The 25,595-nt window shown below is 60.6% G+C and carries 15 protein-coding genes; 6 read left to right on the top strand and 9 right to left on the bottom strand.

Going from position 1 to position 25,595, the window contains the following annotated elements; genetic code table 11:
* Positions 1 to 32: 32 nt before the first annotated feature.
* A complete protein-coding gene (locus TRP66_RS14340) occupies positions 33 to 1,301 on the bottom strand; it encodes an MFS transporter (protein ID WP_333403768.1) in 1,269 nt (422 codons plus the stop codon).
* A gap of 117 nt (positions 1,302 to 1,418) precedes the next feature.
* On the opposite strand from TRP66_RS14340, the gene TRP66_RS14335 reads away from it, so the two are divergent.
* Positions 1,419 to 2,309: a LysR family transcriptional regulator gene (locus TRP66_RS14335; RefSeq protein ID WP_333403766.1), complete on the top strand. Its 891-nt coding sequence runs from the start codon at positions 1,419 to 1,421 to the stop codon at positions 2,307 to 2,309.
* Between the two features lie 43 nt (positions 2,310 to 2,352).
* Here TRP66_RS14335 and TRP66_RS14330 read toward each other — a convergent pair whose 3' ends face one another.
* The gene (locus TRP66_RS14330; protein WP_333403764.1) at positions 2,353 to 2,769 is read right to left on the bottom strand and encodes a hypothetical protein; all 417 of its coding nucleotides are present in this window, start codon (positions 2,767 to 2,769) and stop codon (positions 2,353 to 2,355) included.
* Positions 2,770 to 2,823: 54 nt separating this feature from the next.
* Positions 2,824 to 3,672: a lipid II-degrading bacteriocin gene (locus TRP66_RS14325; protein WP_333403762.1), complete on the bottom strand. Its 849-nt coding sequence runs from the start codon at positions 3,670 to 3,672 to the stop codon at positions 2,824 to 2,826.
* Positions 3,673 to 4,369: 697 nt separating this feature from the next.
* On the opposite strand from TRP66_RS14325, the gene TRP66_RS14320 reads away from it, so the two are divergent.
* Positions 4,370 to 5,149 carry a ParA family protein gene (locus TRP66_RS14320; protein WP_333403760.1) on the top strand — a complete coding sequence of 260 codons (780 nt, stop codon included), beginning with the start codon at positions 4,370 to 4,372 and terminating at the stop codon, positions 5,147 to 5,149.
* 151 nt (positions 5,150 to 5,300) lie between these two features.
* Here the strand turns inward: TRP66_RS14320 and TRP66_RS14315 are convergent, their stop codons facing one another.
* Entirely contained in the window at positions 5,301 to 5,699 is a 399-nt protein-coding gene (locus tag TRP66_RS14315; RefSeq protein ID WP_333403758.1) for a PAAR domain-containing protein, read from the bottom strand.
* A gap of 200 nt (positions 5,700 to 5,899) precedes the next feature.
* On the opposite strand from TRP66_RS14315, the gene TRP66_RS14310 reads away from it, so the two are divergent.
* Complete coding sequence (locus TRP66_RS14310; RefSeq protein WP_333403756.1) at positions 5,900 to 6,598, top strand: aspartate/glutamate racemase family protein; 699 nt, start codon at positions 5,900 to 5,902, stop codon at positions 6,596 to 6,598.
* Positions 6,599 to 6,718: 120 nt separating this feature from the next.
* Here the strand turns inward: TRP66_RS14310 and selO are convergent, their stop codons facing one another.
* The 3 genes from selO to TRP66_RS14295 are packed head-to-tail and all read right to left on the bottom strand — an operon-like array spanning position 6,719 to position 13,354.
* Positions 6,719 to 8,182 (bottom strand): protein adenylyltransferase SelO, encoded by a 1,464-nt coding sequence (selO, locus tag TRP66_RS14305; RefSeq protein WP_333403753.1) that lies wholly within the window; start codon positions 8,180 to 8,182, stop codon positions 6,719 to 6,721.
* A 48-nt stretch (positions 8,183 to 8,230) separates the two neighbouring features.
* Complete coding sequence (mscK, locus tag TRP66_RS14300) at positions 8,231 to 11,575, bottom strand: mechanosensitive channel MscK (RefSeq protein WP_333403751.1); 3,345 nt, start codon at positions 11,573 to 11,575, stop codon at positions 8,231 to 8,233.
* A gap of 36 nt (positions 11,576 to 11,611) precedes the next feature.
* Positions 11,612 to 13,354: a potassium/proton antiporter gene (locus TRP66_RS14295; RefSeq protein WP_333403749.1), complete on the bottom strand. Its 1,743-nt coding sequence runs from the start codon at positions 13,352 to 13,354 to the stop codon at positions 11,612 to 11,614.
* Between the two features lie 228 nt (positions 13,355 to 13,582).
* Here TRP66_RS14295 and TRP66_RS14290 point away from each other — a divergent pair, with 228 nt between their 5' ends.
* Entirely contained in the window at positions 13,583 to 16,219 is a 2,637-nt protein-coding gene (locus tag TRP66_RS14290; protein WP_333403747.1) for a dermonecrotic toxin domain-containing protein, read from the top strand.
* A 261-nt stretch (positions 16,220 to 16,480) separates the two neighbouring features.
* On the opposite strand, the gene putA is transcribed toward TRP66_RS14290, so the two are convergent.
* Positions 16,481 to 20,428: a trifunctional transcriptional regulator/proline dehydrogenase/L-glutamate gamma-semialdehyde dehydrogenase gene (gene putA, locus TRP66_RS14285; RefSeq protein ID WP_333403745.1), complete on the bottom strand. Its 3,948-nt coding sequence runs from the start codon at positions 20,426 to 20,428 to the stop codon at positions 16,481 to 16,483.
* A 435-nt stretch (positions 20,429 to 20,863) separates the two neighbouring features.
* On the opposite strand from putA, the gene putP reads away from it, so the two are divergent.
* Entirely contained in the window at positions 20,864 to 22,351 is a 1,488-nt protein-coding gene (gene putP / locus TRP66_RS14280; protein ID WP_333403744.1) for a sodium/proline symporter PutP, read from the top strand.
* 109 nt (positions 22,352 to 22,460) lie between these two features.
* Here putP and TRP66_RS14275 read toward each other — a convergent pair whose 3' ends face one another.
* Positions 22,461 to 23,132, bottom strand: a complete 672-nt coding sequence (locus TRP66_RS14275) for a polysaccharide lyase family 7 protein (RefSeq protein WP_333403742.1) — start codon at positions 23,130 to 23,132, stop codon at positions 22,461 to 22,463.
* A gap of 315 nt (positions 23,133 to 23,447) precedes the next feature.
* Between TRP66_RS14275 and TRP66_RS14270 the strand changes: the two genes are divergently transcribed.
* A complete protein-coding gene (locus TRP66_RS14270; protein ID WP_333403740.1) occupies positions 23,448 to 25,553 on the top strand; it encodes an EAL domain-containing response regulator in 2,106 nt (701 codons plus the stop codon).
* Positions 25,554 to 25,595: the final 42 nt, after the last annotated feature.

Below are 25,595 nucleotides of genomic sequence, written 5' to 3'. Positions count from 1 at the left end.
CCCACGCACTGTAGGAGCCACCTTGGTGGCGATCAGCGTTCTCTCACCAAAGGCTGCAACTTCGCCAGCCTCAGCGCCACGCCCAGGGCGATCAGCAACAAGGCACCTACGAACAGCCCGATCCCGTTCCAGCCTGCGTAATGCCAGAACAGGCCACCCCCGGTTCCCGCGACGCTTGAGCCTGCGTAATAGCAGAACAGGTAAAGCGAGGCAGCCTGCCCGCGCGCGGTGACCGCGCGACGACCGACCCAGCTGCTGGACACCGAATGGGCGCCGAAGAAGCCGAAAGTCAGGATCAGTACGCCGGCGATCACCACCGGCAGTGGCGAAAACAGGGTCAGGCCCAGACCGATCAGCATCATCACGATCACCGCCCAGAGCACCTTGCGGCGTCCCAGCCGGTCGGCCAGCGAACCGATTTTCGCCGAGCTGTAGATGCCTGACAGATACACGATCGAAAACACACCCACCACCGCCTGGCTCAGATGATACGGCTCGGCCAGCAGTCGGTAGCCGATGTAGTTGAAGAGCGTGACGAACGCGCCCATCAGCAGAAACCCCATCAGAAACAACAGCGGCAATCCGGCATCGCGGAACTGGACGACGAAACCGTCCAGCAGGCTGCGCGGGCTGAGCGGGCGGGATCGGAAATTGCGCGACTCCGGAAGCATCTTCCAGAACACCGCCGCGGCAGCCAGCGCCAGGCCCCCGACGACCAGCATCGCGGTGTGCCAGCTCACGTAATCGATCATCACTCCGGCAATCAGCCGTCCGCTCATGCCGCCGACGGCGCTGCCGCCGATGTACAGCCCCATCGCCAGACCCAGGTGAGAGGGGTGGATCTCCTCGCTCAGGTAGGTCATCGCCACCGCCGCAAGGCCGCTCAGCGACAGACCGACCAGCGCACGAGTCCCCAGCACCGTTTCCCAGGTCGGCATCAGCGCGCTGGCGATGGTCGCAATGGCCGCGCAGAACAGCGCCAGCACCATCACCGACTTGCGTCCCAGGCGATCCGATATCGGGCCTGTGATCAGCAAGCCGATCGCGAGCATCGCGGTGGCGACCGACAGGATCAGGCTGCTTTCCGCGGCATTGATGGAAAACTCCCGGGACAGCAGCGGCATCATCGGCTGCACGCAATACAGCAAGGTAAAAGTCGAAAAACCGCCTGCGAACAGAGCCAGCACCGTGCGTTTGAACAGCGGCGTGTTCTTCTCGATATAGCGGTCTCCGAGCGGAACGGATGCCTGAACGGTGGTCGATTGCAGATCGGCCGCAAGCGGGGCGCGTGCAGGGTTCAAGATAGACCTCAAAGCGTGTAGGAAAGGAATGCAGGAAAAAGCTTATAGCTGGCGAATGATTCAATCCAATATATTGTTCGACCTGTTTGATATGTCTGACGACTTGTTTGGGAGCCTATGGAACTGCGCCACCTGCGTTACTTCATCGCCGTCGCCGAGGAACTGCACTTCGGCCGTGCCGCCTTGTCCCTGGGCATCTCCCAGCCGCCCCTCAGCCAGCAGATCCAGGCGCTCGAAGAGGAACTGGGCGCGCGTCTGTTCGAACGCACCAACCGCCGCGTCGAACTGAGCGAAGCGGGCCGTCTGTTTCTGGAAGAGGCCCGGCAGGTGCTGGCGCAAGTCGACAAGGCGGCCGACGTGGCGCGTCGGGCGCAACTGGGGGAACTCGGCGAGCTGAAAATCGGCTTTACCGCATCGGCGCCGTTCACCTCAAGCATTCCGCAGGCGATCTTTGCGTTTCGCCAGACGTATCCTGAGGTGCATCTGGCGTTGCAAGAGATGACCAGCCAGGATGTCGTCGCCTGCCTGGAAGACCGCTCGATTCTCGTCGGCATCATGCGCCCGCTGCCGCTCCCGGATTCATTGACGGCTGTCGAGCTCCTGCGCGATCCCCTGATCGCAATCATGCGTGCCGACCATCCGCTGGCTGAAGGCAGCGAAGAAGGGCTATGGCTCTCGGCGCTGGCAAACGAGCCTTTCGTGTTCTTTCCACGCAGTTATGGCAGCGGCCTGCATGCGCAGTTGCTGAGCCTGGCGCGAGCCGCCGGATTCAGCCCGTTGATCACTCAGGAAGCGGGAGAGGTCATGACCATCATCGGTCTGGTCGCGGCAGGTCTGGGCGTGACGGTGCTACCGGCGTCTTACCAGCGGATGCGTATCGAAGGAGTGGTTTACCGCACGCTGCTCGACCCCGGCGCAAGCAGCTCAATCTGGCTCGCCCAGCGCAAGGACGAGCGATCACCCATGGCCAGGGCTTTCATGGAGTTGGTGACGGAGCGGGCGGGGTGATTCCCAATCGGATGGATCTGTATTGTTTCACCGACGTCAGACCTCAACGTATGCGCAGGGGAAAACCCAGCGTTAAATAGATCATGAGAATGAGATAGATCAGTGCCGCAGGAAGTGAATACAGCGTAAGGGCCAGGTTTTTAACATTGTCGTAAAAGGTAGAGAACGCCATGATCAGCATAGGCAAATACATGAGACCCAGAGCGAGGCGCGAAATTTTTCCTCCTGCATATACCTTCGCCGCATAGAAAATCAGGACCCCGGCAATGATGGGTATTACGCATAGACCCGTGATCATTAGCATGATCAAAACATAGCGTATGTAATCAAGCTGCGCGTCAGGAGGGTTGTGGGTATTAGGTGGCGAAAAAGGGAGGTAGGCGGGAAGCCACAGTGCAATCCAGCCGCCGACGCTGAGAGCAATTACGATAAAAGAATGTTTTAAGTAAAACTTTTTCAAGAGAATCTCCCGTTATCGGCGGTTGGGTATTTTTAGCTATTTAACGTAGTGGCTTTACTCGGAATAATTGATAGGTAGTGAGCCGGTTATTGCTATTTCATACTCCTTGGCTCCTTGGCTCCTTGGCTCCTTGGCTCCTTTGCTCTGCATGATTTTCTCAAGCATCGTAGTGGCCTTTTCAGCGAGCCAGTTGCGATGGGTGGAAGCGTTAGCATCATAGCGATCATGATATGCACGTGCTTCACCGCTGAACGTAAAGTGGTGCTGATCATGTTTGTGCACATCACCCGTAATGCGCAGTGTGATATTACCGAGGTACGCCGCCGCAATTTTCGAGTCAATACCAGTATCGTATGAAACCTTTTCCAAGTGAATGCGGGAACTCCCAGTCTGTGCTTTTTCAATCAAAGTCCGAAGCGCGGGTATGCTGTTGGGAGTGGGCCGGATGCCAGTTTTGTCGATTTGTACTTGCAGAGTAGCGCCTTCGCCTGAGAGAGCATGGGACAAGGCTTTAAGCGGTGAAAATACGCCTCCCGATAGCTCGTTTTCGCTGGCGTCAATGTCGTAGCCCCTAGACTTGGCGACACTGAAGCCTTGTCTCCATGCCTGTTCCGCAACAGCTTGTAAACTGCGGCACATCAGTTGATCAGCGTGGTGAGCAGTAGCCAGATCCTCCTTGAGAGCTCCATTGAAGTGGGGGGTATTACGTTCGGCATCAATCAGCAGGTTGTTAATGATTAGCTGCCAGTCCCCGTTTAGATATGCTCTCAGTCGTTGAGCAGCAGCCATGGCTTTAATAAGTGGTAGCGTTAGCGGAGGACCGCTGGGTACTGGGTGTCCGCCCATATTGGGCATAGAGGAAGCCGTGATATCCAAGGGCGGAAGGATGATTGGTCTTTGCATGTTAACTCCATGTATAAAATTGGATGGTTGGTTATATTTATAGTGTCGCTGTATATGGAGTTAGGTAAGCATTTTGGAGAGTTAACGCAAGCAGGATTATAGTTAAGAGAATGTTCCTACTTGTCTTTCGGAATTAATTCGTGATTCTGTAGGGAGGGTTTTTTGAATGGGGTGAAGAAATTGCGATTTAGCGGACTCGAAGAGGTCGCGGAATCGATGATTGAGATCAAGTCCGGATGAGTCAGTCATCTCATTACGTGTCGGACAGCAGGGCGTTACGCGTCACAGTCAGCTGCGACCGTGTTTGAGTGAAGGCTGTGCTGACGGTGAGGGATAAGGTGGCACAAGCAGCTCAATCTGGCTCGCCCAGCGCAAGGACGAGCGATCACCCATGGCCAGGGCTTTCATGGAGTTGGTGACGCAGCGGGCCGGGTAAGCCGGCCTCCCTGCTTGCCTTGAACGCGCTGGCATCAACCGACCGTCATGCACTCGGAAGATTTGACGGTTCGCTCGTCGGTTGCAATCAAGGTATGAGCCTGTAACCGCAGCAGTCGGTGCAGGAAGCTGGCGGACCATATCCGTCATCGACTAAAGGGTGAATTACCTCGCCGTTGTCACATCTATTGCCTAGACTCGGTCACTCGCCGAGCTTTTTCGGCTTTCAGCGATTTTTTTCATAGGTTCAGGGAGGCTGTTCATGCGTCGCGTGGTGTTCAATCAAAAGGGAGGTGTTGGCAAGTCCAGCATCGCTTGCAATCTGGCAGCCGTCAGCGCTAACGAAGGTTATCGCACCCTGCTGATCGACCTTGATGCCCAGGCGAACTCGACTCAGTACCTGACTGGACTTACCGGTGAAGACATCCCGATGGGCATCGCCGAGTTCTTCAAGCACAGCTTGTCGTCAGCGCCGTTCGGCAAGAAGAACCATGTGGATATCTACGAAACGCCCTACGACAACCTGCATGTGGTGACCGCCACGCCGGAACTGGCGGATCTGCAACCCAAGCTCGAGGCGAAACACAAGATCAACAAGCTGCGCAAGCTGCTCGAAGAGCTGAGCGAGGATTACGAACGCATTTACCTGGATACGCCGCCCGCGCTGAATTTCTATGCGGTCTCCGCGCTGATCGCAGCGGACCGGGTGTTGATCCCGTTCGACTGCGACAGCTTCTCGCGTCAGGCGCTCTACGGGTTGTTGCAAGAAGTCGAAGAGCTCAAGGAAGACCACAATGATCGCCTTGAAGTGGAAGGCATCATCGTCAATCAGTTTCAGCCAAGAGCGAGTCTGCCGCAGCAGATGCTGGATGAACTGATAGCCGAAGGCCTTCCGGTGTTGCCGATCTATCTGAATGCCTCGGTGAAGATGCGCGAGTCTCACCATGCCAGTGTTCCCCTGGTGCATTTCGAGCCGCGCCACAAGCTGACGCAGCAGTTCGTCGAGCTGCACCACTGGCTGGAAACCAACGCTCACCCTTGAGAGGCTATTAACAAAATGACTGCGCTCGGCAATACGGCGTTGAAATCGGTCTCAAAATGCTCATTTACTCAACGTAAACTCCGCTTTTTCGACCAATTTCGCCTTGTCTTGCCTTTGCTCGCCTATTTTGTAAACACCCTCTGAGCAATCTTTACAGCGAAAGCGGCCGGAGCACGGGCGAAATATAGGTCCCTTCCTTGATAGCCTTGGCGATCTGCTCTGCGTTCCAGCGTGCCTGGCGGGCCTGGTCCTCGGGGATGTCAATTGCCGCGTCCATGTCGGCCGCGAAATGTTCCTGGGAAGCGATCAGCTGGTTGCTGCCGCTGGCGCAACCGCATTGCACCTGATGCCCGTGCGTCGCCACGGCCACACATTCGTCGATCCAGGTCGGATTGCCCTGGGCGATGAATCCGACGCTCTTGCAGACCGGGCACCAGACCGGGTCTCCCATGCGTGCGACCCTGCGCAGATCGATGACTTCGGACGCCGAGGCGGCCAGAACGAAGCCTCCGGTGGTAGTAGGGTCGCCTTCCATGACTGCGAATGACATTGCGTTGCTTCCTGTACGGGCTGGAAAACCCCGATGCTAGGCGCAAAAGCTGCCGTTAGGGGCCTTGAAAAGTCGCTTCGGACCGGTCCTACGGAAAAATCAGCCTTAGGCTTCGCGCTTCGGTAAAGCTTTCGTCAGCGAACTGGCGGCGGCTGGCGAGGACGCTTAGGCTTCACGCACTGACAGACAGGAGTGATGACATGCAGACCCTGGGCGTGATGGGCGGGATGAGTTGGGAGTCGACGACGACTTACTATCGGTTGTTGAACGAGGGCATTCGCGATGCGCTGGGAGGGTTGCATTCGGCGCCGCTGCTTGTGCATTCGGTGGATTTCGCCGGCATTGCCGCGCTGCAAAAGGCGGGCGACTGGGATGCGGCCGGCGCACAGCTTGCCGAGGTGGCGCGCGGGCTGGAACGAGCGGGCGCGGGTGCCTTGTTGCTGGCGACCAACACCATGCACAAGGTCGCGCCCGCGATCGAAGCCGCCGTGGACATCCCGCTGCTGCATATCGGCGATGCAGTCGGCAAGGCATTGAGTGCGATGGGCGTGAAGCGCGCCGCGCTGCTGGGTACCCGCTTCACCATGCAGGAAGCTTTCTACCGTCAGCGGCTGGAGGAACGGTTTGGTATCGAAGTTCTGCTGCCGGACACCGAGTCCATGGCCGAGATCGATCGCGCCATTTTTGCCGAGCTGTGCGTAGGCGAGTTTCGTTCGGAAACGCGCGATTTCTACCTTGGCGTCCTTGAGCAGCTACGCAATCAGGGCGCAAAGGCAGCGATTCTGGGTTGTACCGAGATCGGCCTGCTGCTGGCCGACGTCAACAGCCCGCTGCCTTTGGTGGATAGCGCCGAACAGCACGTGGCGATGGGGCTGGAGTGGTTGTTGAGTTCCAGCTGATGTGAAGACGTTCGTACGCGTACCGTAGGAGCCAGCTTGCTGGCGATCTGCCGGCGCCGCGCTCGTGAGACAACCCGTGTTATCGCTCATCGCCAGCAAGCTGGCTCCTACAGTATTCACTCAGGACGAACAGCTGATTTCCAGATGCTTGCCCCAGTCCGGTGGCCGCTGGGCATAGCGGGACATGTCCGGCTGTTCGGTGAAGGGCTGGCACAGCACCTCGTGCAGGCGGCGCACTTCGCTGTAGTCGCCTTTCTCCGCCGCTTCGATGGCGTTCTGCGCGAGGTAATTGCGCAGGATATAAAGCGGATTGACGGCGTGCATGCGCTCGCGTCGGGCGTCCTGGCTTTCCTCAGGCTGGCGGGTCAGGCGCGCCTGATAGGCCTCGGCCCAGCCATCGAAACCTTTGATGTCGATGAAATCGTCACGCAGCACCCGCACCGCCTCGTCGGCCGCTTGATCGCCCAGACGCCGGAAGAACAGGGTGTAGTCGACGCCGCTGTTCTGCATCAGTTGCAGCAGGCGGCTCACCAGTTCTTCATCGCCTTCCTCCGCCGTCGTGAGGCCAAGACGCCGACGCATCAGGTCCAGATAGTGCGTCTGGTAAAGCGGCAGGAACAGGCCGATGGCTTCGCGTAACGCCTCGACGCTGATGAACGGCGTCAGCGCTTGCGCGAGCGCGCTGAGGTTCCACTGGGCGATAGGCACCTGATTGCTGTAGGAGTACCGGCCTTCGTGATCGGAATGGTTGCAGATGAAGTGCTGATCGAAGTCGTCAAGGAACGCGAACGGGCCGAAGTCGAAGGTGATGCCCAGGATCGACATGTTGTCAGTGTTCATCACACCGTGGCAGAAGCCGTAGGCTTGCCACTTGGCGATCAGCTCGGCATTGCGCTCGACGATTTCGCGATACATCGCCAGATAAGGCTCGGGCTCGTCCTGGCAGTGCGGGTAATGGGCCGACAGCACGTGATCAGCCAGCACTTTGAGCTGTTCGGGCTGCTTGGTGTAGTAAAAGTATTCGAAACTGCCGAACCGGACATGGCTCTGCGCCAGGCGCAGCACCATTGCCGCGCGTTCCTGGGTTTCGCGCCACACGGGCGTGCTGGAACCGATCACGCAGCCGGCGCGGCTGGTGGGAATCCCCAGCGCATGCAGCGCTTCGGACGCCAGAAATTCACGGATAGAAGAGCGCAGCACTGCGCGCCCGTCGCCCATGCGCGAGTAGGGCGTCTGCCCCGCGCCTTTCAGATGAAGATCCCAGTACTCGCCCGCATCATTGCGAACTTCGCCAAGCAGCAGGCCGCGCCCGTCGCCGAGGCGCGGGTTGTAGGAGCCGAACTGGTGGCCGGAGTACACCATGGCCCGGGGATCGCCTTCCGCCCACAGCTTGTGGCCGCTGAATATCTCGGCGAACAGCGGCAGCTCGGCCTGGGCAGGATCCAGATCCAGCAAGCCCAGGGCCGCTTCGCTGGCGACCACCAGACGCGGCTCGGCAATGGGTTCAGGCAGGACCGATGTGGAGAACGTGTCGCCCAGTCGGGCGAAGCGGTTGTCGAAGTGCAGTTCGTCGAGCGCTTTCAAAGGCCTTCTCCAGCAGAATGTGCGTGCATTCTGCTTAGAGTGCTCCGGTCAGTCGAGTTTCAATTCCGGTGGCTCGGGTGCATCTTTGGTCAGAGTCAGGGGTGTAGCTGGTTCGACAGGCGCCACTTTGAATTCCTGGCCATCGGTATTTTTGAGATAGACCTCCAGCTGGCGGAACGAGATGCGGATCTTCTGCTTCTTGAACTCCTTGTTGATGAAACGGTTGATCTCGTCCAGCACCGGGTTGCGGTCGCCCAGATCGCGTACGTGCATGCGCAGTTCGTGGTCCAGGCTGCTTTCACCGAAATTCAGGAAAAAGACGATAGGCTCAGGGTCCTTGAGCACGCGCGGGTTCTCGCGGGCGGCCTGGAGCAGAAGCGTGCGCACCAGGTCCAGGTCCGAGCCGTAGTCGACGCCCAGTTTCAGGGTCACGCGGGTGATGGTGTCGGTCAGCGACCAGTTGATCAGCTGGCCGGTGATGAACGTCTTGTTGGGGACGATGATGTCCTTGCGGTCGAAGTCGGTGATGGTCGTGGCGCGGATGCGGATTTTGCTGACCGTGCCCGACAGGTTGCCGATGGTGATGGTGTCGCCGATCCGCACCGGACGTTCGAACAGAATCATGATGCCTGAGATGAAGTTGGCGAAGATTTCCTGCATGCCGAAGCCCAGGCCGACCGACAGCGCCGCGACCAGCCATTGCAGTTTGTCCCAGCTCACCCCCAGCGCGGAGAGCGTGCTGACGAAACCGATCCCGGCGATGGCATAGGACAACAGCGTGGTCGTTGCATAGGCACTGCCCTGGGCCAGATTGAGCCGCGACAGCACCAGCACTTCCAGCAGGCCGGGCAGGTTGCCCGCCAGCACGAAGGTGATGGCGACGATGATCACCGCGCCGACGAAGTCGCCCAGGCTGATCGGCACCATGCTGATGTTGGCGCCGGTGCCGCTGGTGTATTCGTAGAGGATGACGTTGTCCAGATAGGCGAACACCGTGATCAGGTCGGCCCAGACCAGATACAGGCCGCCGACGAACGCACCCAGCAACGCCAGCCGGATCAGTCGCAACGACTGCTGGTTAACCTGCTCGATGTCCAGCTTGGGCTCTTCCACAGGCGCATCGTTGTCGCCGCTTTCCCGGGCGGCCTGGCGTTTGGCAAGCGCACGCTGATAGGCCAGGCGCCGCGCGGCGACGCCCAGGCCGCGCACGAAGGTCGCTTCCACGACCAGCCACAGCATCAGCAGATAAAGGGTATCGATCAGCCGGTCGCTGAGCTTGAGCGCGGTGTAGTAGTAGCCGAAGCACACCGCGACGAACAGCGCTATCGGCAGGGCGGTGAACGCCAGTCCCAGCGCCTTGCGAAAGATCGATGCGTTGTGATGCGTCGGGCTGGCGAGCAGCAGCCGCCCCAGCAGCCAGGCCATCAACGCGTAGCAGGTCAGTACCACGCCGATCCCCAGCACGTCGTCGGCCAGCGATGCAGGTTGATGTTCAGCAACGGCGACCACCGCCACCAGGGCCAACACCACCAGCCCGAGGCGGCGCACCCAGCCGCGCAGGAATGCGACCTGCACGGTTTCCCAGCGGAAGTGCAACTGGGCGACGCCGCCCGGCGCAAGCACCCGGTAGGCGGTGTAGAACACCAGCCAGGTCAGCGCGATCTGCAATAACGCCTCGCCCAGATTGGCGTTCTGGCCGCGGGCGTCGATCTGCAACGCGTAGCCGCACAGCGCCAGACCGAGCGCTACCGGCAGTGCCAGCAAGACGTTGATCAGCAGTGCCAGCGGCGTCTTCCACTGGCTGTCGCGCTTGAAGTGGCCGATGTCGGCATGCAGACGGTTGAGGTGTTCGTAGAGTGCATTACGGCGCCAGGTCAGCACGCCGATCAACAGCAGCAGCGGCAAGAATAGCAACGGTCGATGGGTCAGGCCGTCAGAAAGCTCGCTGACGCTGGACAGCCAGGGCAGGGTCGCAACCTGCTTCTGCAATCTCGGCCAGATGGTCTGGAACCACTCCATGTCCAGCGGCTTGTTGCTGGGAATCCAGAACATCTGCTCGTCGAGCGTGGCGCGTAGGCTGATGGCCATGCTGGTCAGTTGCTTCTGGTTCAACTGAAGGGTGATGGATTCGTTGAGCAGCGCGCTCAGTTCCCGGTTCAGACGTTCGAGGAGGTCGCTGCGGGTCACCGCGAGGTCCATCAACGTGCGACGCAGCGACGGAGTGACGTCCTCCGGCGGCTGGGTCGCGAGCAGTTTTTCGACGTAGGCGAGCGGGCTGCTCATCTGTTCGCGCTGCTGATTGACCTCGAACTGATACAGGCGAATGTTGGCGATTTCGTCCGCCAGACCCTGGTCCAGCTCAAGATGCGGCAGGGCCTGCTTTTGTTTGTAGAGAATCTTCGACAGCAACAGGCTGCCGCTCAACACGTTGATCTGCTCGCTCAGGGCCTGATCGGTCTGCGTCAGATTGTCCAGCTGTTGCTTGGTGCGCAGATTCTGCTGGGTCAGCTCATTGAGCCGGTCGGTGCCGCGCAGCAGGTAGTCGGACAGCTTGAGGTTGGCCGCGCTTTCGGTTGCCAGCAGGCTGCTGCCGCCGGCCTTCTGGGCTTCCAGCGCAAGTTGTTCGACGGTCTTTTGCGACTGGGCGCGACGCTTGTCGTTGATCAGGGTTTGCAGGTCCTGGATTTCCTGCTCCTGGCGAGCGACTTTCTCGGTCAGCAGGTCACGCCGGCTGTTGCCCAGATCCTGCAACTGGCTGTTGCCCGCCAGTTCCTGACGGCGCAACAGATTCAAGGCATTGATCGACGCCAGTTCGGCATTGAGCAGATTGCGCTGATCGGTGCTGAGCGGCTTGCCGCCGTCCTTGCCGAGTTTGAGCGTGTTGTTGATCTGCTGGATGCGGGTCTGGTTGGCGCTGATTTCGGCCTGAGCCCGCTCGGGGCGAGTCTGGGCAGTGATGGTCAGGCTGTTGGCGTCGTTCAGCGCCTTTTGCAGATCGCTCTGCTCGGTGCTGCGCTGGCTGAGCATCTGCTCCAGTTGCGGCACATCGAGATTGGCATAACGCTGGGCAACCGGAACCACCTTGCTCGCCTTGAGCCGGTCCAGCTCGCGCTGGTTATCCTGCAGTTCCTTCGGTGTGCGATTGAGCAGGTGCTTGAGGTCGACAAGCTTTTGCTCGTTTTCCTCCTGGGCAGCGAGGAAGCCCAGCGTCTGTTCAAGCACTTGCTGCAAGGCTTTCTGATCGGCTTCAGGCAGCTTTCGGTCGGCGATCTTGTCCAGACTCTGCTGCACCGAAGCGCTGGTGGGCGGTGCCGTGTCGGCCGCCATCGCGGGAGTGGTGGACAGACAAAGCCCGAGCAGGGTGACGGCGAGAAAAGCACGCAGGGAAAACATAGTTACCGGTCGCTGGATGTAACGTGGATTGACGGCTTAAAGGAACAGTCCAGGGCCCGGGCGGCTGCCTTCGGGAAACCGGACGCCCACTTTAAGGATCTTCTTGCCGTCCATGGCTGCAACTGTCCAGATCGTGCCGTTCCACTCGATCTGGTCACCGACGACCGGCTCACCCCGATTCTTCTGCACGATGAACTGGCTGAGCGGCATGTTGGTGTCGAGCCCTTCGAGGGCCAGGCCGTACAGTTCGGCGACCGCGCCGAGGCGGGCATCGCCTTCGAGCACGAAATCACCGAAGAAACGCATGTCCAGACCGCGCTGCGGCGCCTGGCTGAACAGCTTGCCCAATGCTGGCAGATCGTGTTCATGGCCGATCACGCAAAGCAGGTCGCCCACTTCCAGCGTGGTGCTGCCGGAAGGGTGAAGCAGTTGCTTGCCCCTGAACAGGGCCGCAATACGAGTCCCTTCAGGCATCTTGAGTTCCCGGAGCGCCGCGCCGATGCACCATTTTTCCGCACCCAGCCGATAAACGAACAGCTCCCACTCGCTGGTCGTGTGCACCTCCAGCGCGGCCCGGGAAATCGGCGCCGGGTCTGGCGGCACCGTGACCTTGAGCAGCTTCGCCATCCACGGCAGGCTGGTGCCCTGCAGCAACAGCGAGACCAGCACGATGAAGAACGCGAGGTTGAAGTACAGCTGGGCATGCGGCAGCCCGGCCATCAACGGGAATACCGCGAGAATGATGGGGACCGCACCGCGCAGGCCGACCCAGGCGATGAACGCCTTTTCCCGCCCGTGGAAAGCTTTGAAGGGCAACAGGCCGACCATCACCGACAGCGGGCGGGCGACCAGAATCATCCATAGCGCCAGCCCCAGCGCCGGAATCGCGATGGGCAACAGATCGTGGGGCGTGACCAGCAGGCCCAGCACCAGGAACATGCCGATCTGCGCCAGCCAGGCCATGCCGTCGAGCATGTGCAGAATGCCGTGGCGGCTGCGAATCGGGCGGTTGCCTAACACCAGACCGCACAGATAGACCGCCAGAAAGCCGCTGCCGTGAATGGCGTTGGTCAGCGCGAAGATCGCCAGACCACCGGCGATCACCAGAATCGGATACAGCCCCGCGGCAAGATTGATGCGGTTGACCAGTTGCAGCATGACCCAGCCGCCACCCAGACCGATGACGCCGCCAATGCCGAATTCCTGGATCAAGTGGCCCAGCAATCCCCAGTGCAGGCCGGTCTGGCCGCTGGCGAGCATGCCGATCAGCGTGACGGTCAGGAATACCGCCATCGGGTCGTTGCTGCCGGATTCGATCTCCAGACTGGCGGTGACACGCTCGTTCAGACCTTTGCCGCCCAGCAGCGAGAACACCGCCGCGGCGTCCGTCGAACCGACGATGGCACCGATCAGCAGGCCCTGAATCATGTTCAGGTCGAACAGCCAGGCGGCAACCATGCCGGTCAGCACAGTGGTGATCAGAACCCCGACGGTCGCCAGCGACAACGCCGGCCATAGCGCAACCCGGAAGCTTGCTACCCGGGTTCGCAAGCCGCCGTCGAGCAGGATCACCGCCAGTGCCAGGTTGCCCACCAGATAAGCCGTGGCGTAGTTATCGAAGATGATGCCGCCGCCATCGACGCCGGCCACCATCCCGACTGCCAGGATGATCACCAGAATCGGGATGCCCAGACGCGACGAAAGCGAGCTGACCAGAATACTCGCGGCCACCAGCAACGCGCCGATCAGGAACAGGCTGTTGATGGTCGTAGCATCCAAGGTAGGCACTCCTGAGTAAACGGAAAGGGGAAATGGTGTTGAAACGGACTATGCAGTCGGCATGCCAACGGATTTAACCCGTTGAATTGGCGGGCTGTCAAAGCCTTGTCGGCATGAATTCCGAAACAGTTAGCGGTCTGGATAAAACATTCAGTCGATAACTAAGTACCGCACCCGGAACCGGACCTTCTGCTCACATGCGCGGCTTTCTTGAACAAGGAGTCACTCATGTCGCAATCGGCAGGATTCATTGCAGGGCCCGAGCAACGTCGCTATCAATCCGAGCAGATACAGCTCAGGCAGAGGGCACGGCAGTTCATCGAGGATTATCCGGACGTACACGGGCTGGCGTGGGCACAGGCGCGCAAGTTGCTGCAGGAGATGGCCGGCAGCAAGGTCGACCCTGACAAGGTCTGGTGGCATCGCTTCGGTACGGCGGTCAGCAGTTCCCGGACCTTTACAGGTTGGGCGCATTCTGGCGCGCCGCTCGAATCGATGACATTGGTCGAGCTGGTCATGCACCGGTTCAATGCCCGCGATCAGGACGCTGCCGACGAATTGCAGTTGTATGGCGGCTTCTATCTGGACGGGCCCGGTCACGGCAGTTTCGATGAGCGCAATGAGGTGCGTCTGTTGCCTCAGCAAGTGTTGAACCGGCTTTGGGATGCGGATTTCGCCCAAGTGTTCCGCCGGCGCGTCGAAACCTTCTGGGGCAAGCATGCCCAGACGTTTCTGCTGCTCGCCCGGGCAGGCTTCAAGGCAGCGGCCGGTCTCGCTGTGCGCAACGGTCGGCTCACGGCGGCTGACCTGGCCGCACTCGACCGGGCTATCGCCCTGACGCCTTCGGCAGCCGCGAACGCCACCCAGAACGTCACCCTGACATCGCCTCACGACTTCACGGTTCGAAGCTTCGATATCGGCGGGCACGAATCGAGTCATATCATCCGAGTGGTTGACCGTCAGGGCCGACAGATCCTTTATATCGCGGGCAGCGAAGCGGCGTTTCATGTGTTCGCCACTGAACGTGACCTGTTCGAATGGGTGCGTGAGCAGGTGCAGGATCGAACCCTGCGCGAGGCCTTCAGCGCACTGTTCCTGTCCGCGCCGGAGGCTACGCCCGAACGGGCTCAGGACTTTGCAGCCCTGTTGGACCGGATTCGGGATTTCTCCTTCGCTGCCGATGCGAATCAGGTCGCCGATCCTGGGGCCGTGCTGCTGGTCAATCAGACCGACCGGATCATTCTGGGCGATATATTCGAGCACTGGCGTGACCTGGCTCGCCGGGAAATGCAGGCCATGGCCCAGACCCTGAACTCCAATGCCAACCTGCGCAAACAACAGTGGATCGGTTACCTGAACGCTGTGATCCGAGTGTTCGGACCACTGACAGTGATGTCCTGGCCGCTGGCCCTGAGCCTGATCGGTGCCGGCCTCGCCAATGTTGGGTTGAACATTGACCAGGCGGTCAACGGCATCGACTCGCGACAGCGCAAAGCAGGCGTGATAGGCGCGGTGCTCAACTCGATTTACGTACTGTTCAGCCTGCCATTGCTGGCCGATGCCCTGCCTGCCGTTCGCAGGGTCTTGCAGGCCCGCCCGGCCGTCGAGGCGGGGACTCCCGACGGGGAGTGGATCGCCATGCAGGAACTTGGTTCCTCTTCTGGAGAAGATGTGCCGATGCAAGGCATTCAGCGCACGGCTACGGGGGAAACCTGGATCATGCTGGGCGATGAGGCCCGTCGTGTGCGTTTCAGCTCGACGCTCAACAGCTGGCTGGCGGTCGATCCGTTTAATCCCTTTGCGTTCGAAGGCGCCACTCCCGTGCGGCTCAGTAACGAAGGACACTGGGAGGCGCTGCCAGCCCTGAAACTCAGTGGTGGCATGGAGGAGGCGGGTGCCGCAGCCGCGCCTGGGCCGTCGAGGACGACGCCTTACCCCGTGATCCGGTCAGAGTTCTGGGACACTCACATGCGCCTTGATCCTGAGGAAGAGGAACGGTTGTCTGACTACGCGCTGGAGCGGCAAAAAGCGGTAATCAATATCCATGAAGTGGGGCCTGCCGACGAGATCAGCATCGATAGCGAGGGCACCGAGGTCGTGCTGGACCCCTGGTGCAACGAGTACCGGGTATTCAAGACCGCTGAAGGTCGCTATGTAGGCGGCCGGGTGAAACGCTATTCCGAGCATGAAGAAGAATTCAATCAGTACCTGCGCACCGGCGTGCCCAGGATCACCCACCAGGTCGAGATGATCGAGGAGCTGGCGGATGATCTGCAAGCTATCGGCCATGACAACCATGTCACCCTGTATCGCGGCGGCAGCGGCGCACGTGGCACCTCGGGGCTGAATTTCCGCCAAGGGCATATCAAAGCGGGAGACGTACTGGTCAATACCGACTTCACCTCGTTTACCGAGAACCCATACGTAATCCGCTCGTTCGCCAGCAGTCAGGCGGGAGCGCCTTCTTACGGGTTCGATGGCCCGGCCAGCTTCGATGACTCGTCCATCGTCTTCGAAATGCTGGCCGAGCAGTACCTGAGCGCCACGCCGGTCGCGCCTTTTTCCGAGGAAGAAGAGGAAGCCGAATCGCTGTTCGCGCCAGGGCACTACTTCCGGGTACGCGATATCCACGAAGTGTCCGGGCCGGGCTATCGATTCATTCGCGTGCGGATTCAGGAGGTTGTCGCGCCGCCCGATGGAACACAGTTGTTCGAGATGCGCACCGGCGAGCCATTCAGTCGCGAGCAGTATGCGGCGAGACTGGGCGAGCAAGGCAAGCGGCTGGTCGACCGGTTTTTCCCGCTACCGCCGCCCAGAGCCGGTGAGCCCGCCGTAGCCTCTCCAAGGGCAACGCCAACCCCGTGAAACCTCTATCTGTCCAATGGCAAGCTGGATCGCTCGTCTGGTCAGGCGGGCGAGGTGCGGGTAGGTATCGAAGACGAAGTGATAAAGACGCTGCTCGTTCAGGCGGATGACAAGCTGTTATTGAGCGCGCATGTCGGCTCGACCGGACTACTCTCCCGGGCGTTATACCGCCTGTTGAGCTGATAAGACCCACAAAAGCAAAAAAGACGGAGGGCATATGCCCTCCGTCCTTTTTCTACCCGCGGTTGTTGACTGGCTCATTCAGCCAATGGTCATCAGACTCGCGTTACCCCCCGCCGCGGCGGTGTTGACGCTCAGGGCGCGTTCGATCACCAGGCGCTCCAACGGGATGTTGGTTTCGCCGTGGGACAGGCCGTTGACGCCGACGATCGCCCCTTCGCGCTGGGAGATCTGCTGGCAGACTTCGCGCAGCTGATCCGAATCGCCGTGATGCAGCACGGCCTCGAATGCGACGTCGTCCTTGGTCCAGTCCGCCACCAGCTTGATGCGGGCTTGGGCTTCTTTCGGCAGACGACTGCGCAAAGCGCGGGTCATCGAGGTTTCCGGCCAGACCGCCTGGCTGCCGACTGCCAGCACGGCAGCCAGTTGCGCGAGCAGGTCCGCTTCGTCGTCGGCCAGGCACAGCACTTGCGTGCGTGGCAGGATCGCATAGCTGTTGCGCTCGCCGGTCGGGCCGACCAGCTGGCGGGTCACGCCGCTCTGCGATTGCGCGGCGTACTCGGTGCACAAGGCTTCCAGCGCGGTTTGCTGACTGTTGGCGGCCCAGGTCTTGAGCGCCTGCAACGGCTTGGTCAGTTCCTCGCGCAGACGGGTGTCCGGTAGCGAGAGGGCGTCGACGGCCGCGAAGGATTTGACGATAGCGTCCTGCGGGCGGGTCGACAGCAAGCGGTACAGGTACAGCGGGCCGCCCGCTTTTGGACCGGTGCCGGACAGGCCCTCGCCACCGAAGGGTTGCACGCCGACCACGGCACCCACGATGTTGCGGTTGACGTAGACGTTACCGGCATGGACGTTGTCCACGACCTTGGCAATGGTTTCATCGATGCGGGTATGCACGCCCAGCGTCAGGCCGTAGCCGGAGCCGTTGATCTGGTCGATCAGCTGGTCCAGTTCCTTGCGCTTGTAGCGAACCACGTGCAGTACCGGACCGAAGATCTCGCGCTGCAATTCGTCGAAGCTTTCCAGTTCGATCAGGGTTGGCATCACGTAGGTGCCGCGCTTGATTTCCGCGCTGTCGGCGATGGCGACCTGATAGACCGTGCGGCCTTTGTCGCGCATGCCCTGGATGTGCTTCTCGATACCGGCCTTGGCCTCGGCGTCGATCACCGGACCGATGTCCACGCACAGACGCTCGGGGTTACCCAGGCGGCTTTCCGCCATGGCGCCCTTGAGCATTTCGATGACGCGGTCGGCGGAATCTTCCTGCAAGCACAGTACCCGCAGCGCCGAGCAGCGCTGGCCGGCGCTGTCGAATGCCGAGGAAACGACGTCGATGACGACCTGTTCGGTGAGCGCCGAGGAGTCGACGATCATCGCGTTCTGGCCGCCGGTTTCGGCGATCAGCGGGATCGGGCGACCCGCCGAGTCCAGGCGGCCGGCGACATTGCGTTGCAGCAGACGAGCGACTTCGGTGGAACCGGTGAACATCACGCCCTTGACCCGGTCGTCGCCGACCAGTCGAGCACCAACGGTTTCACCACGGCCCGGCAGCAGTTGCACGGCACCTTCGGGAATACCGGCTTCCAGCAGAATGCGTACCGCCTGGGCGGCGATCAGCGGGGTCTGCTCGGCGGGCTTGGCGAGCACGGGGTTACCGGCGGCCAGTGCGGCGGCTACCTGACCGGAGAAGATCGCCAGCGGGAAGTTCCACGGGCTGATGCACACCACCGGACCCAACGGACGGTGGCCGTCGTTGGTGAAGTCATTGCGCGCCTGTACGGCGTAGTAACGCAGGAAGTCGACCGCTTCGCGCACTTCGGCGATGGCGTTGAGGTAGGTCTTGCCGGCCTCGCGGACCAGCAGGCCCATCAGCGGCTGGATGTCGGCTTCCATCAGGTCGGCGGCACGTTCCAGGATCGCGGCGCGCTCGGCGGGCGGTGTGGCCTGCCAGATCGGGCCGGCGCTGAGGGCGCACTGGATGGCGTTGTCGACGTCCTGCAGGTTCGCTTCCTGAACATGACCGACCACGTCTCGCAGGTCGGACGGGTTCAGCGCAGCGTTGGCAATGCCTTCGCTGACCGGGCAGCCGAGCATCGGCGCGGCTTTCCAGTCATTGTGAGCAGTGGCGAGCAGGGCCGACGACAGTGAGGCCAGACGATGCTCGTTCGCCATGTCGATGCCGCTGGAGTTGGCGCGTTCGGCGCCGTACAGCTCGCGCGGCAGCGGGATGCGCGGGTGCGGCAGGCCGAAGCCGCCTTCCTGGGTCGCCATGCGCTCGATCTGGTTGACCGGATCGGCCACCAGTTCCTGAATGGAGATCGAGTGGTCGGCGATGCGGTTGACGAACGAGGTGTTGGCGCCGTTTTCAAGCAGGCGACGAACCAGATAAGCCAGCAGGGTTTCGTGGGTGCCGACCGGGGCGTAGACGCGGCATGGACGGTTCAGCTTGCCGTCCGCGACTTTGCCTACGACCTGCTCGTAGAGCGGCTCACCCATGCCATGCAGGCACTGGAATTCGTACTGGCCCGGATAGTAGTTCTGGCCGGCGATGTGATAGATCGCCGCCAGGGTGTGGGCGTTGTGGGTCGCGAACTGCGGATAGATGACTTCCGGCGCAGCCAGCAGCTTGCGGGCGCAAGCGACATAGGACACGTCGGTGTACACCTTGCGGGTGTAGACCGGATAGCCTTCGAGGCCTTCGACCTGGGCGCGCTTGATCTCGCTGTCCCAGTACGCGCCTTTGACCAGACGGATCATCAGGCGATGGCGGCTGCGGCGAGCCAGATCGATCACGTAGTCGATCACGTACGGGCAGCGCTTCTGGTAAGCCTGGATCACGAAGCCGATGCCGTTCCAGCCGCTCAGTTGCGGCTCGAAGCACAGGCGCTCCAGCAGATCCAGCGACAGTTCGAGACGGTCGGCTTCTTCGGCGTCGATGTTCAGGCCGATGTCGTACTGCTTGGCCAGAAGGGTCAACGACAACAGGCGCGGGTACAGTTCGTCCATCACGCGCTCGTACTGCGCGCGGCTGTAGCGCGGATGCAGCGCCGACAGTTTGATGGAGATGCCGGGGCCTTCATAAATGCCACGGCCGTGGGACGCCTTGCCAATGGAGTGAATGGCCTGTTCGTAGGACGCCAGATACTTCTGCGCGTCATGTTCGGTCAGCGCCGCTTCACCCAGCATGTCGTAGGAATAACGGAAGCCCTTGGCTTCGAAACGGCTGGCATTGGCGAGCGCTTCGCCGATGGTCTCGCCAGTGACGAACTGCTCGCCCATCAGGCGCATCGCCATGTCCACGCCTTTGCGGATCATTGGCTCGCCGCTCTTGCCGATGATGCGGCTCAGCGAAGAGGTCAGGCCCGCTTCGTTATGGGTGGAAACCAGTTTGCCGGTCAGCAGCAGCCCCCAGGTGGCGGCGTTGACGAACAGCGATGGGCTGTTGCCCAGGTGCGGCTGCCAGTTGCCGGTGCTGATCTTGTCGCGGATCAGCGCATCGCGTGTGCCTTTGTCTGGAATGCGCAGCAGCGCTTCGGCCAGACACATCAGGGCGACACCTTCCTGGGACGACAGGGAGAATTCCTGCAACAGGCCCTGGACGATGCCCGCACGGCCGCCCGCGCTTTTCTGATTGCGCAGCTTTTCGGCGATGGTCGCAGCGAGCTTGTTGGCGGCCTCGGCCATCGGAGCCGGCAGGCGTGCCTGCTCCAGCAGCATGGGCACGACTTCCTGTTCGGGACGACGGTAGGCTGCGGTAATGGCAGCGCGCAGTACCGACTGCGGCAGGATGCTTTCAGCGAATTCCAGGAACGGCTGATGACCCGCGTCTACAGGCGGCTCGGCGTGTTCGTCGCCGTCCTTGCCCGCATCCAGGTCCGCCAGGGTTGCACCACTCTCGAGCTTTTCGAGGTAATTGAAGATCGCTTGCTTGATCAACCAGTGTGGAGTGCGGTCGATAGAGTGCGCGGCGGCTTTCAAGCGCTCGCGCGTCGGATCGTCGAGCTTGACGCCCAAGGTGGTGGTAGCCATGAATTGTCCTCGTTGTCGCCACTCTGGGGTGGCATCGGCTTTGGGCGCAGATTATCGCCGGACATTACAAGGTGCAACCGGGTGCAACCTCATTTCAAGAATATTTTGTGACGATTTCGGCGTCCCCTATAGTTTTTTGGAAGGATGACCCGGCAAAGTGCATTTTTGGTTAGGCAGTGTCCTGAATTCGCCCCAAAATAGGGCGTGAAAGCCGATTTACGGCTCTTTTGACGAAGGGTGCAACTTGTCGGCGTAAATAGGTTGCACCGCATTTGAAATGTCTAATAGGATTCGCGGCCACGGTGCAACCGTAATGTGAATCGATATCGACTGACCGCTCGTGCGGGTGGTCAGGCAGTGCTGCGTCGGATGCATCGAGCTGATTCAGGTTGGCTCATCGGACGCTGAATAAAAACAAAGCCAAGGCAGAAACACATGAGTTTGACCAACCCTACCCTGATCACTTTCGTGATCTACATTGCGGCAATGGTGCTGATCGGCCTGCTGGCTTATCGCTCCACAAACAACCTTTCCGATTACATTCTCGGCGGACGCAGCCTCGGCAGTCTGGTAACGGCGCTTTCAGCCGGCGCTTCGGACATGAGCGGCTGGTTGCTGATGGGCCTGCCGGGCGCCATCTACATGTCAGGTCTCTCCGAGAGCTGGATCGCCATCGGCCTGATCGTCGGTGCCTACCTGAACTGGCTGTTCGTCGCCGGTCGCCTGCGGGTGCAGACCGAGCACAACGGCGATGCGCTGACCCTGCCGGACTACTTCAGCAGCCGCTTCGAGGACAACAGCGGCCTGCTGCGCATTATTTCGGCGGTAGTGATCCTGATCTTCTTCACCATTTATTGCGCTTCGGGCATCGTGGCCGGTGCACGCCTGTTCGAAAGCACCTTCGGCATGTCCTACGAGACAGCGCTGTGGGCCGGTGCGGCGGCGACCATCGCCTACACCTTCGTAGGCGGCTTCCTGGCCGTGAGCTGGACTGACACGGTGCAGGCCAGCCTGATGATTTTCGCGCTGATCCTGACGCCGATCATCGTGCTGCTGGCAACCGGCGGCGTCGATACGACCTTCCTCGCCATCGAAGCCAAGGATCCGACCAGCTTCGACATGTTCAAGAACACCACCTTCATCGGCATCATCTCGTTGCTGGCCTGGGGGCTTGGCTATTTCGGTCAGCCGCACATTCTGGCGCGCTTCATGGCGGCCGATTCGGTCAAGTCGATTGCCAACGCGCGTCGTATTTCCATGACCTGGATGATCCTGTGCCTGGGCGGCACCGTGGCGGTCGGCTTCTTCGGCATTGCTTATTTCTCGGCTAACCCTGACGTGGCCGGTCCCGTCACCGAGAACCCCGAGCGAGTCTTCATCGAACTGGCCAAGCTGCTGTTCAACCCGTGGATCGCGGGCGTTCTGCTGTCTGCCATCCTGGCGGCGGTGATGAGCACCCTGAGCTGCCAGTTGCTGGTGTGCTCCAGCGCCCTGACCGAAGACTTCTACAAGGCCTATCTGCGCAAGGGTGCCTCTCAGCGTGAGCTGGTGTGGGTCGGCCGCGCCATGGTTCTGCTGGTCGCGCTGGTGGCGATCGCACTGGCGGCCAATCCGGAGAACCGTGTGCTGGGTCTGGTGAGCTATGCCTGGGCCGGCTTCGGCGCGGCATTCGGACCGGTCGTGCTCATCTCGGTACTGTGGAAAGGCATGACCCGCAACGGCGCGTTGGCCGGTGTAGTGGTCGGCGCCGTGACCGTGGTGCTCTGGAAGCAGTTCGACACCATGGGTCTGTACGAAATCATTCCGGGCTTCCTGTTCGCCAGCATCGCGATCGTGGTCTTCAGCCTGATCGGCAAAGCCCCTTCCGCCAGCATGCAGGAACGCTTCCTGGCAGCCGAACGGGAGTTCAAGGCCGGTCACTAAGCCTGACGACGTGTTGGAGCGCGCCAGCCCGCGGCTGGCCGCTCTGACACCGGTTCATGAAAAAGGCCCGCATCCTCTAAAGGATGCGGGCCTTTTTCATGGGCGCCGATCAGGACTTGTTGTGATCGATGTCCAGATTGTAGAACGTGGCCTTGCCGCCCTCGCTCGAATAGCCTTTATTGTCCTGTGTGTAGACGCCAGCCTTGAAATAGAGCGGTTTGTCGCGCCAGGTTGCGCTAACCTTGGTCTTCCAGTTCATGTCGCGCGCGCTGACGCTGAGTTCTCCGCGACGGCTGAGGTGGATGATGTATTTGAAGCGCTCGTTGAGCGGAACGCCTTCGGCCAGCTTGATGACCCGGCTGTGTTCGTCGTCGAACCGGTTACGCACCTTCACGACGATATTGCCGGCCAGCTGTTTGGGCTTGTACTGGTACTCGACCTTGACCATGGGCTCGGTGCTTTCGTAGGCGTGGATCTGACCAATGACGATCTTGCCGGACGAAGGGACCTGATTGACTTCCAGGGTCGCGTTGAGAAAGTTGTCGGCGTCGGGGTATTTCCAGTTGTGCAAAGTGCCGTCTGACCAGGTTTCACGCAGCTCGCTGCGCGGATACTTGGCATTTTCGGTACGGGTTCCGGTAACCGGTGACCAGAAGAAGATCTTGTTGGAATGCGATTCGAAGTACTTGCCGTCGTAACCGCGGACCAATTGCGACGTTTCTATGGTTTTGGGAGGAGAGCCCACCGGGACACTGAGATTCCACGAGCCGAGATCGATCATTTGTCACCTTTTCTGATAGTCCTGTGCCAGCCTGCGAGCGCTCTGGCCGGAGATTTCGGAGGGGGTTTATACGGATCGTCGGACAATTTGTTAATGCTGGCACTGCGAACCAGTGAGGGCAAAGTGCTGTCACATCTGCGCAAGGGCAAGCTGTGCGCGGCCTGTGGCGTAATACCGTTAGTCGGTCCGATCTGAGCTGGATGATGGCAATAAGCTTCGTTGCTACTGCTTTTCCTCAGACCGGGCTAGAGTTGGCTCAATCGCATGATCGGAGTTCCGGATGACCGGTTGTCATGCCCCAAGAAGAGAAGCAGCATGGAATGCGCGCAATCCCAACCCCTTGATGGGTCGTCCGTTCTCCTGGTCGTGGACGATTACCCGGAAAACCTGGTGACCATGTGTGCCGTCCTGCAACGGCCCGACTGGCACATCATCACTGCCAACTCTGGAATCGAAGCGCTGACCATCCTGCTGGAGCAGGAAGTCGATCTGGTCCTGCTGGATGTCCAGATGCCCGGCATGGACGGCTTCGAAGTGGCTCGGCTGATGCGTGGCAGCCAGCGTACCCGGCTGACGCCGATTATCTTCCTCACAGCCACTGAGCACTCACAGGACGCGGTACAGAAAGGTTATGCCAACGGGGCGACCGATTACCTGTTCAAGCCTTTCGATCCCAATGTGCTCAAGCCCAAAGTGCACACGCTCCTCGAACAGCAGCGCAACCGCCGGGCGCTGCACAAACTGACTCAGGAGCTGGAAGCCGCGCGCGCTTTCAATGCCTCGATCCTCTCCAATGTCGCCGAAGGCATCCTGGTGGTGGACGAGAGCGGCACCGTCAGCTTCGCCAACCCGGCCATCTGCCGGCTGCTCGATGCCAGCGAAGACCAGCTGCGCGGCACTCGGGTCCTGGATTACGTGCTCCAGCCCAAGGTCGCCAACTGGCGCGATTCGGACTTCTATCAGCATTACCGCAACGGTGAAACCTACCGCGCCCATGACGCTATTCTGGTGACTCACGCCTCCACGCAGATTCCGGTGGCGCTGTCCTGCGCGCCGCTCCCGGCGGATCAGAAAGCCATGGTGCTCACCGTGCTGGACATGTCCGTGGTGCGCGATTTGTACCAGCAGCTGGAAAAGCAGGCTGTTACCGATGCGCTGACCGGGCTGCTCAACAGGCGCGGTTTCTACCAGACCGTCGAAGGCATGCTGGGGCGCACCGAACAGACCGACAAATACCTGGTCGTGCTCTATATGGACCTGGACGGCTTCAAGCAGATCAACGATTCCCTCGGCCACGATGCGGGCGATCAGGTGCTGCTATGGGTGGCCGACCAGCTCAAGGACTGTCTGCGGCCCTACGATGTGCTGGCGCGCATGGGGGGCGACGAGTTCACCGTGGTCGTCGATGGACTGGAATACCCTGAACAGGCGGCGAAGATCGCGGAAAAGCTGATCGACCGGGTTTCGGTACGCAAACGGATCGAAGGCGTCGACATCACGCTGGGAGCCAGCGTCGGTATTGCGACCTTCCCGGAGTGCGGCGCGAATCTGGATGGCCTGTTGCGGGCGGCGGACATTGCCATGTACGAAGCCAAACGTGCCGGTCGCCAGCAATACCGCTTCTATGACCAGAACATGAACGGCCGCGCGCGCTCACGACTCATGCTTGAAGAAAGCGTGCGCAGTGCGATCGACGGCAAGGATTTCTCGGTGGTCTATCAGCCCCAGGTCTATGCGGCCGATGGCCGGCTGCGAGGCTTCGAGGCGCTGCTGCGCTGGCAGCATCCGAGCGTGGGCGAGGTGCCGGCGGCGCTGTTCGTGCCTCTGCTGGAAGAGACGCGGCTGATCAACCGGCTCGGGAGCTGGATCTTCGAACAGGGCGCCGAGCAGCGACAGGCCTGGAAAAGCGTCTTCACGCCGGACCTGGTCCTGGCTTTGAGCGTCAGTCCCACTCAGTTCTGCATGCCCAATCTGGCCGCCGAATTGCGCCGGGCGATGGAGCGGTTCGAACTCAAACCGGGACAGGTCGAAGTCGAAATCACTGAAAGCTCGCTGGTGCATAACCTCGTCCACAGTCAGAAGCAGTTGGAGAAGCTGCGTGATATCGGAGTGCGGGTAGCGCTGGATGATTTCGGCACCGGCGAATGCTCGCTGGCGCACCTGCGCAACTTCCAGCTCGATACCCTGAAACTGGACCGGCACCTGATCGCCCGTTTGCTGGACCACCCTCGCGATGCGGTGCTGATCCGAAGCATCATCGATCTGTGCCGCAATCTGGACATGCTGGTGATTGCCGAAGGCGTCGAGACGACAGAGCAGTACGATTGGCTGGTCGAAAACGGCTGCCAGGCCATTCAAGGCTACTTCGTCGCGCGGCCCATGGTCCCGGAAGAGGCCGTGCGCTTTCAGTACCGGCGCTGAGCCGACGGCTTGGGGTAGACTGGCGCCTTTCGGTTCATCATC

Source organism: Pseudomonas sp. JDS28PS106 (assembly GCF_036706555.1).
GTDB lineage: Bacteria > Pseudomonadota > Gammaproteobacteria > Pseudomonadales > Pseudomonadaceae > Aquipseudomonas.
The sequence above is the reverse complement of the archived record's forward strand: the minus strand, read 5'-3'. Positions and strand labels throughout refer to the sequence as shown.

Bases quoted from the DNA above. Each gene is read 5' to 3' on its own strand.
- TRP66_RS14270 (WP_333403740.1), top strand. From the start codon at position 23,448: ATGGAATGCGCGCAATCCCAACCCCTTGATGGGTCGTCCGTTCTCCTG.
- putA (WP_333403745.1), bottom strand. From the start codon at position 20,428: ATGGCTACCACCACCTTGGGCGTCAAGCTCGACGATCCGACGCGCGAG.
- TRP66_RS14320 (WP_333403760.1), top strand. From the start codon at position 4,370: ATGCGTCGCGTGGTGTTCAATCAAAAGGGAGGTGTTGGCAAGTCCAGC.
- TRP66_RS14315 (WP_333403758.1), bottom strand. From the start codon at position 5,699: ATGTCATTCGCAGTCATGGAAGGCGACCCTACTACCACCGGAGGCTTC.
- TRP66_RS14325 (WP_333403762.1), bottom strand. From the start codon at position 3,672: ATGCAAAGACCAATCATCCTTCCGCCCTTGGATATCACGGCTTCCTCT.
- mscK (WP_333403751.1), bottom strand. From the start codon at position 11,575: ATGTTTTCCCTGCGTGCTTTTCTCGCCGTCACCCTGCTCGGGCTTTGT.
- putP (WP_333403744.1), top strand. From the start codon at position 20,864: ATGAGTTTGACCAACCCTACCCTGATCACTTTCGTGATCTACATTGCG.
- TRP66_RS14335 (WP_333403766.1), top strand. From the start codon at position 1,419: ATGGAACTGCGCCACCTGCGTTACTTCATCGCCGTCGCCGAGGAACTG.
- TRP66_RS14275 (WP_333403742.1), bottom strand. From the start codon at position 23,132: ATGATCGATCTCGGCTCGTGGAATCTCAGTGTCCCGGTGGGCTCTCCT.
- TRP66_RS14290 (WP_333403747.1), top strand. From the start codon at position 13,583: ATGTCGCAATCGGCAGGATTCATTGCAGGGCCCGAGCAACGTCGCTAT.
- TRP66_RS14310 (WP_333403756.1), top strand. From the start codon at position 5,900: ATGCAGACCCTGGGCGTGATGGGCGGGATGAGTTGGGAGTCGACGACG.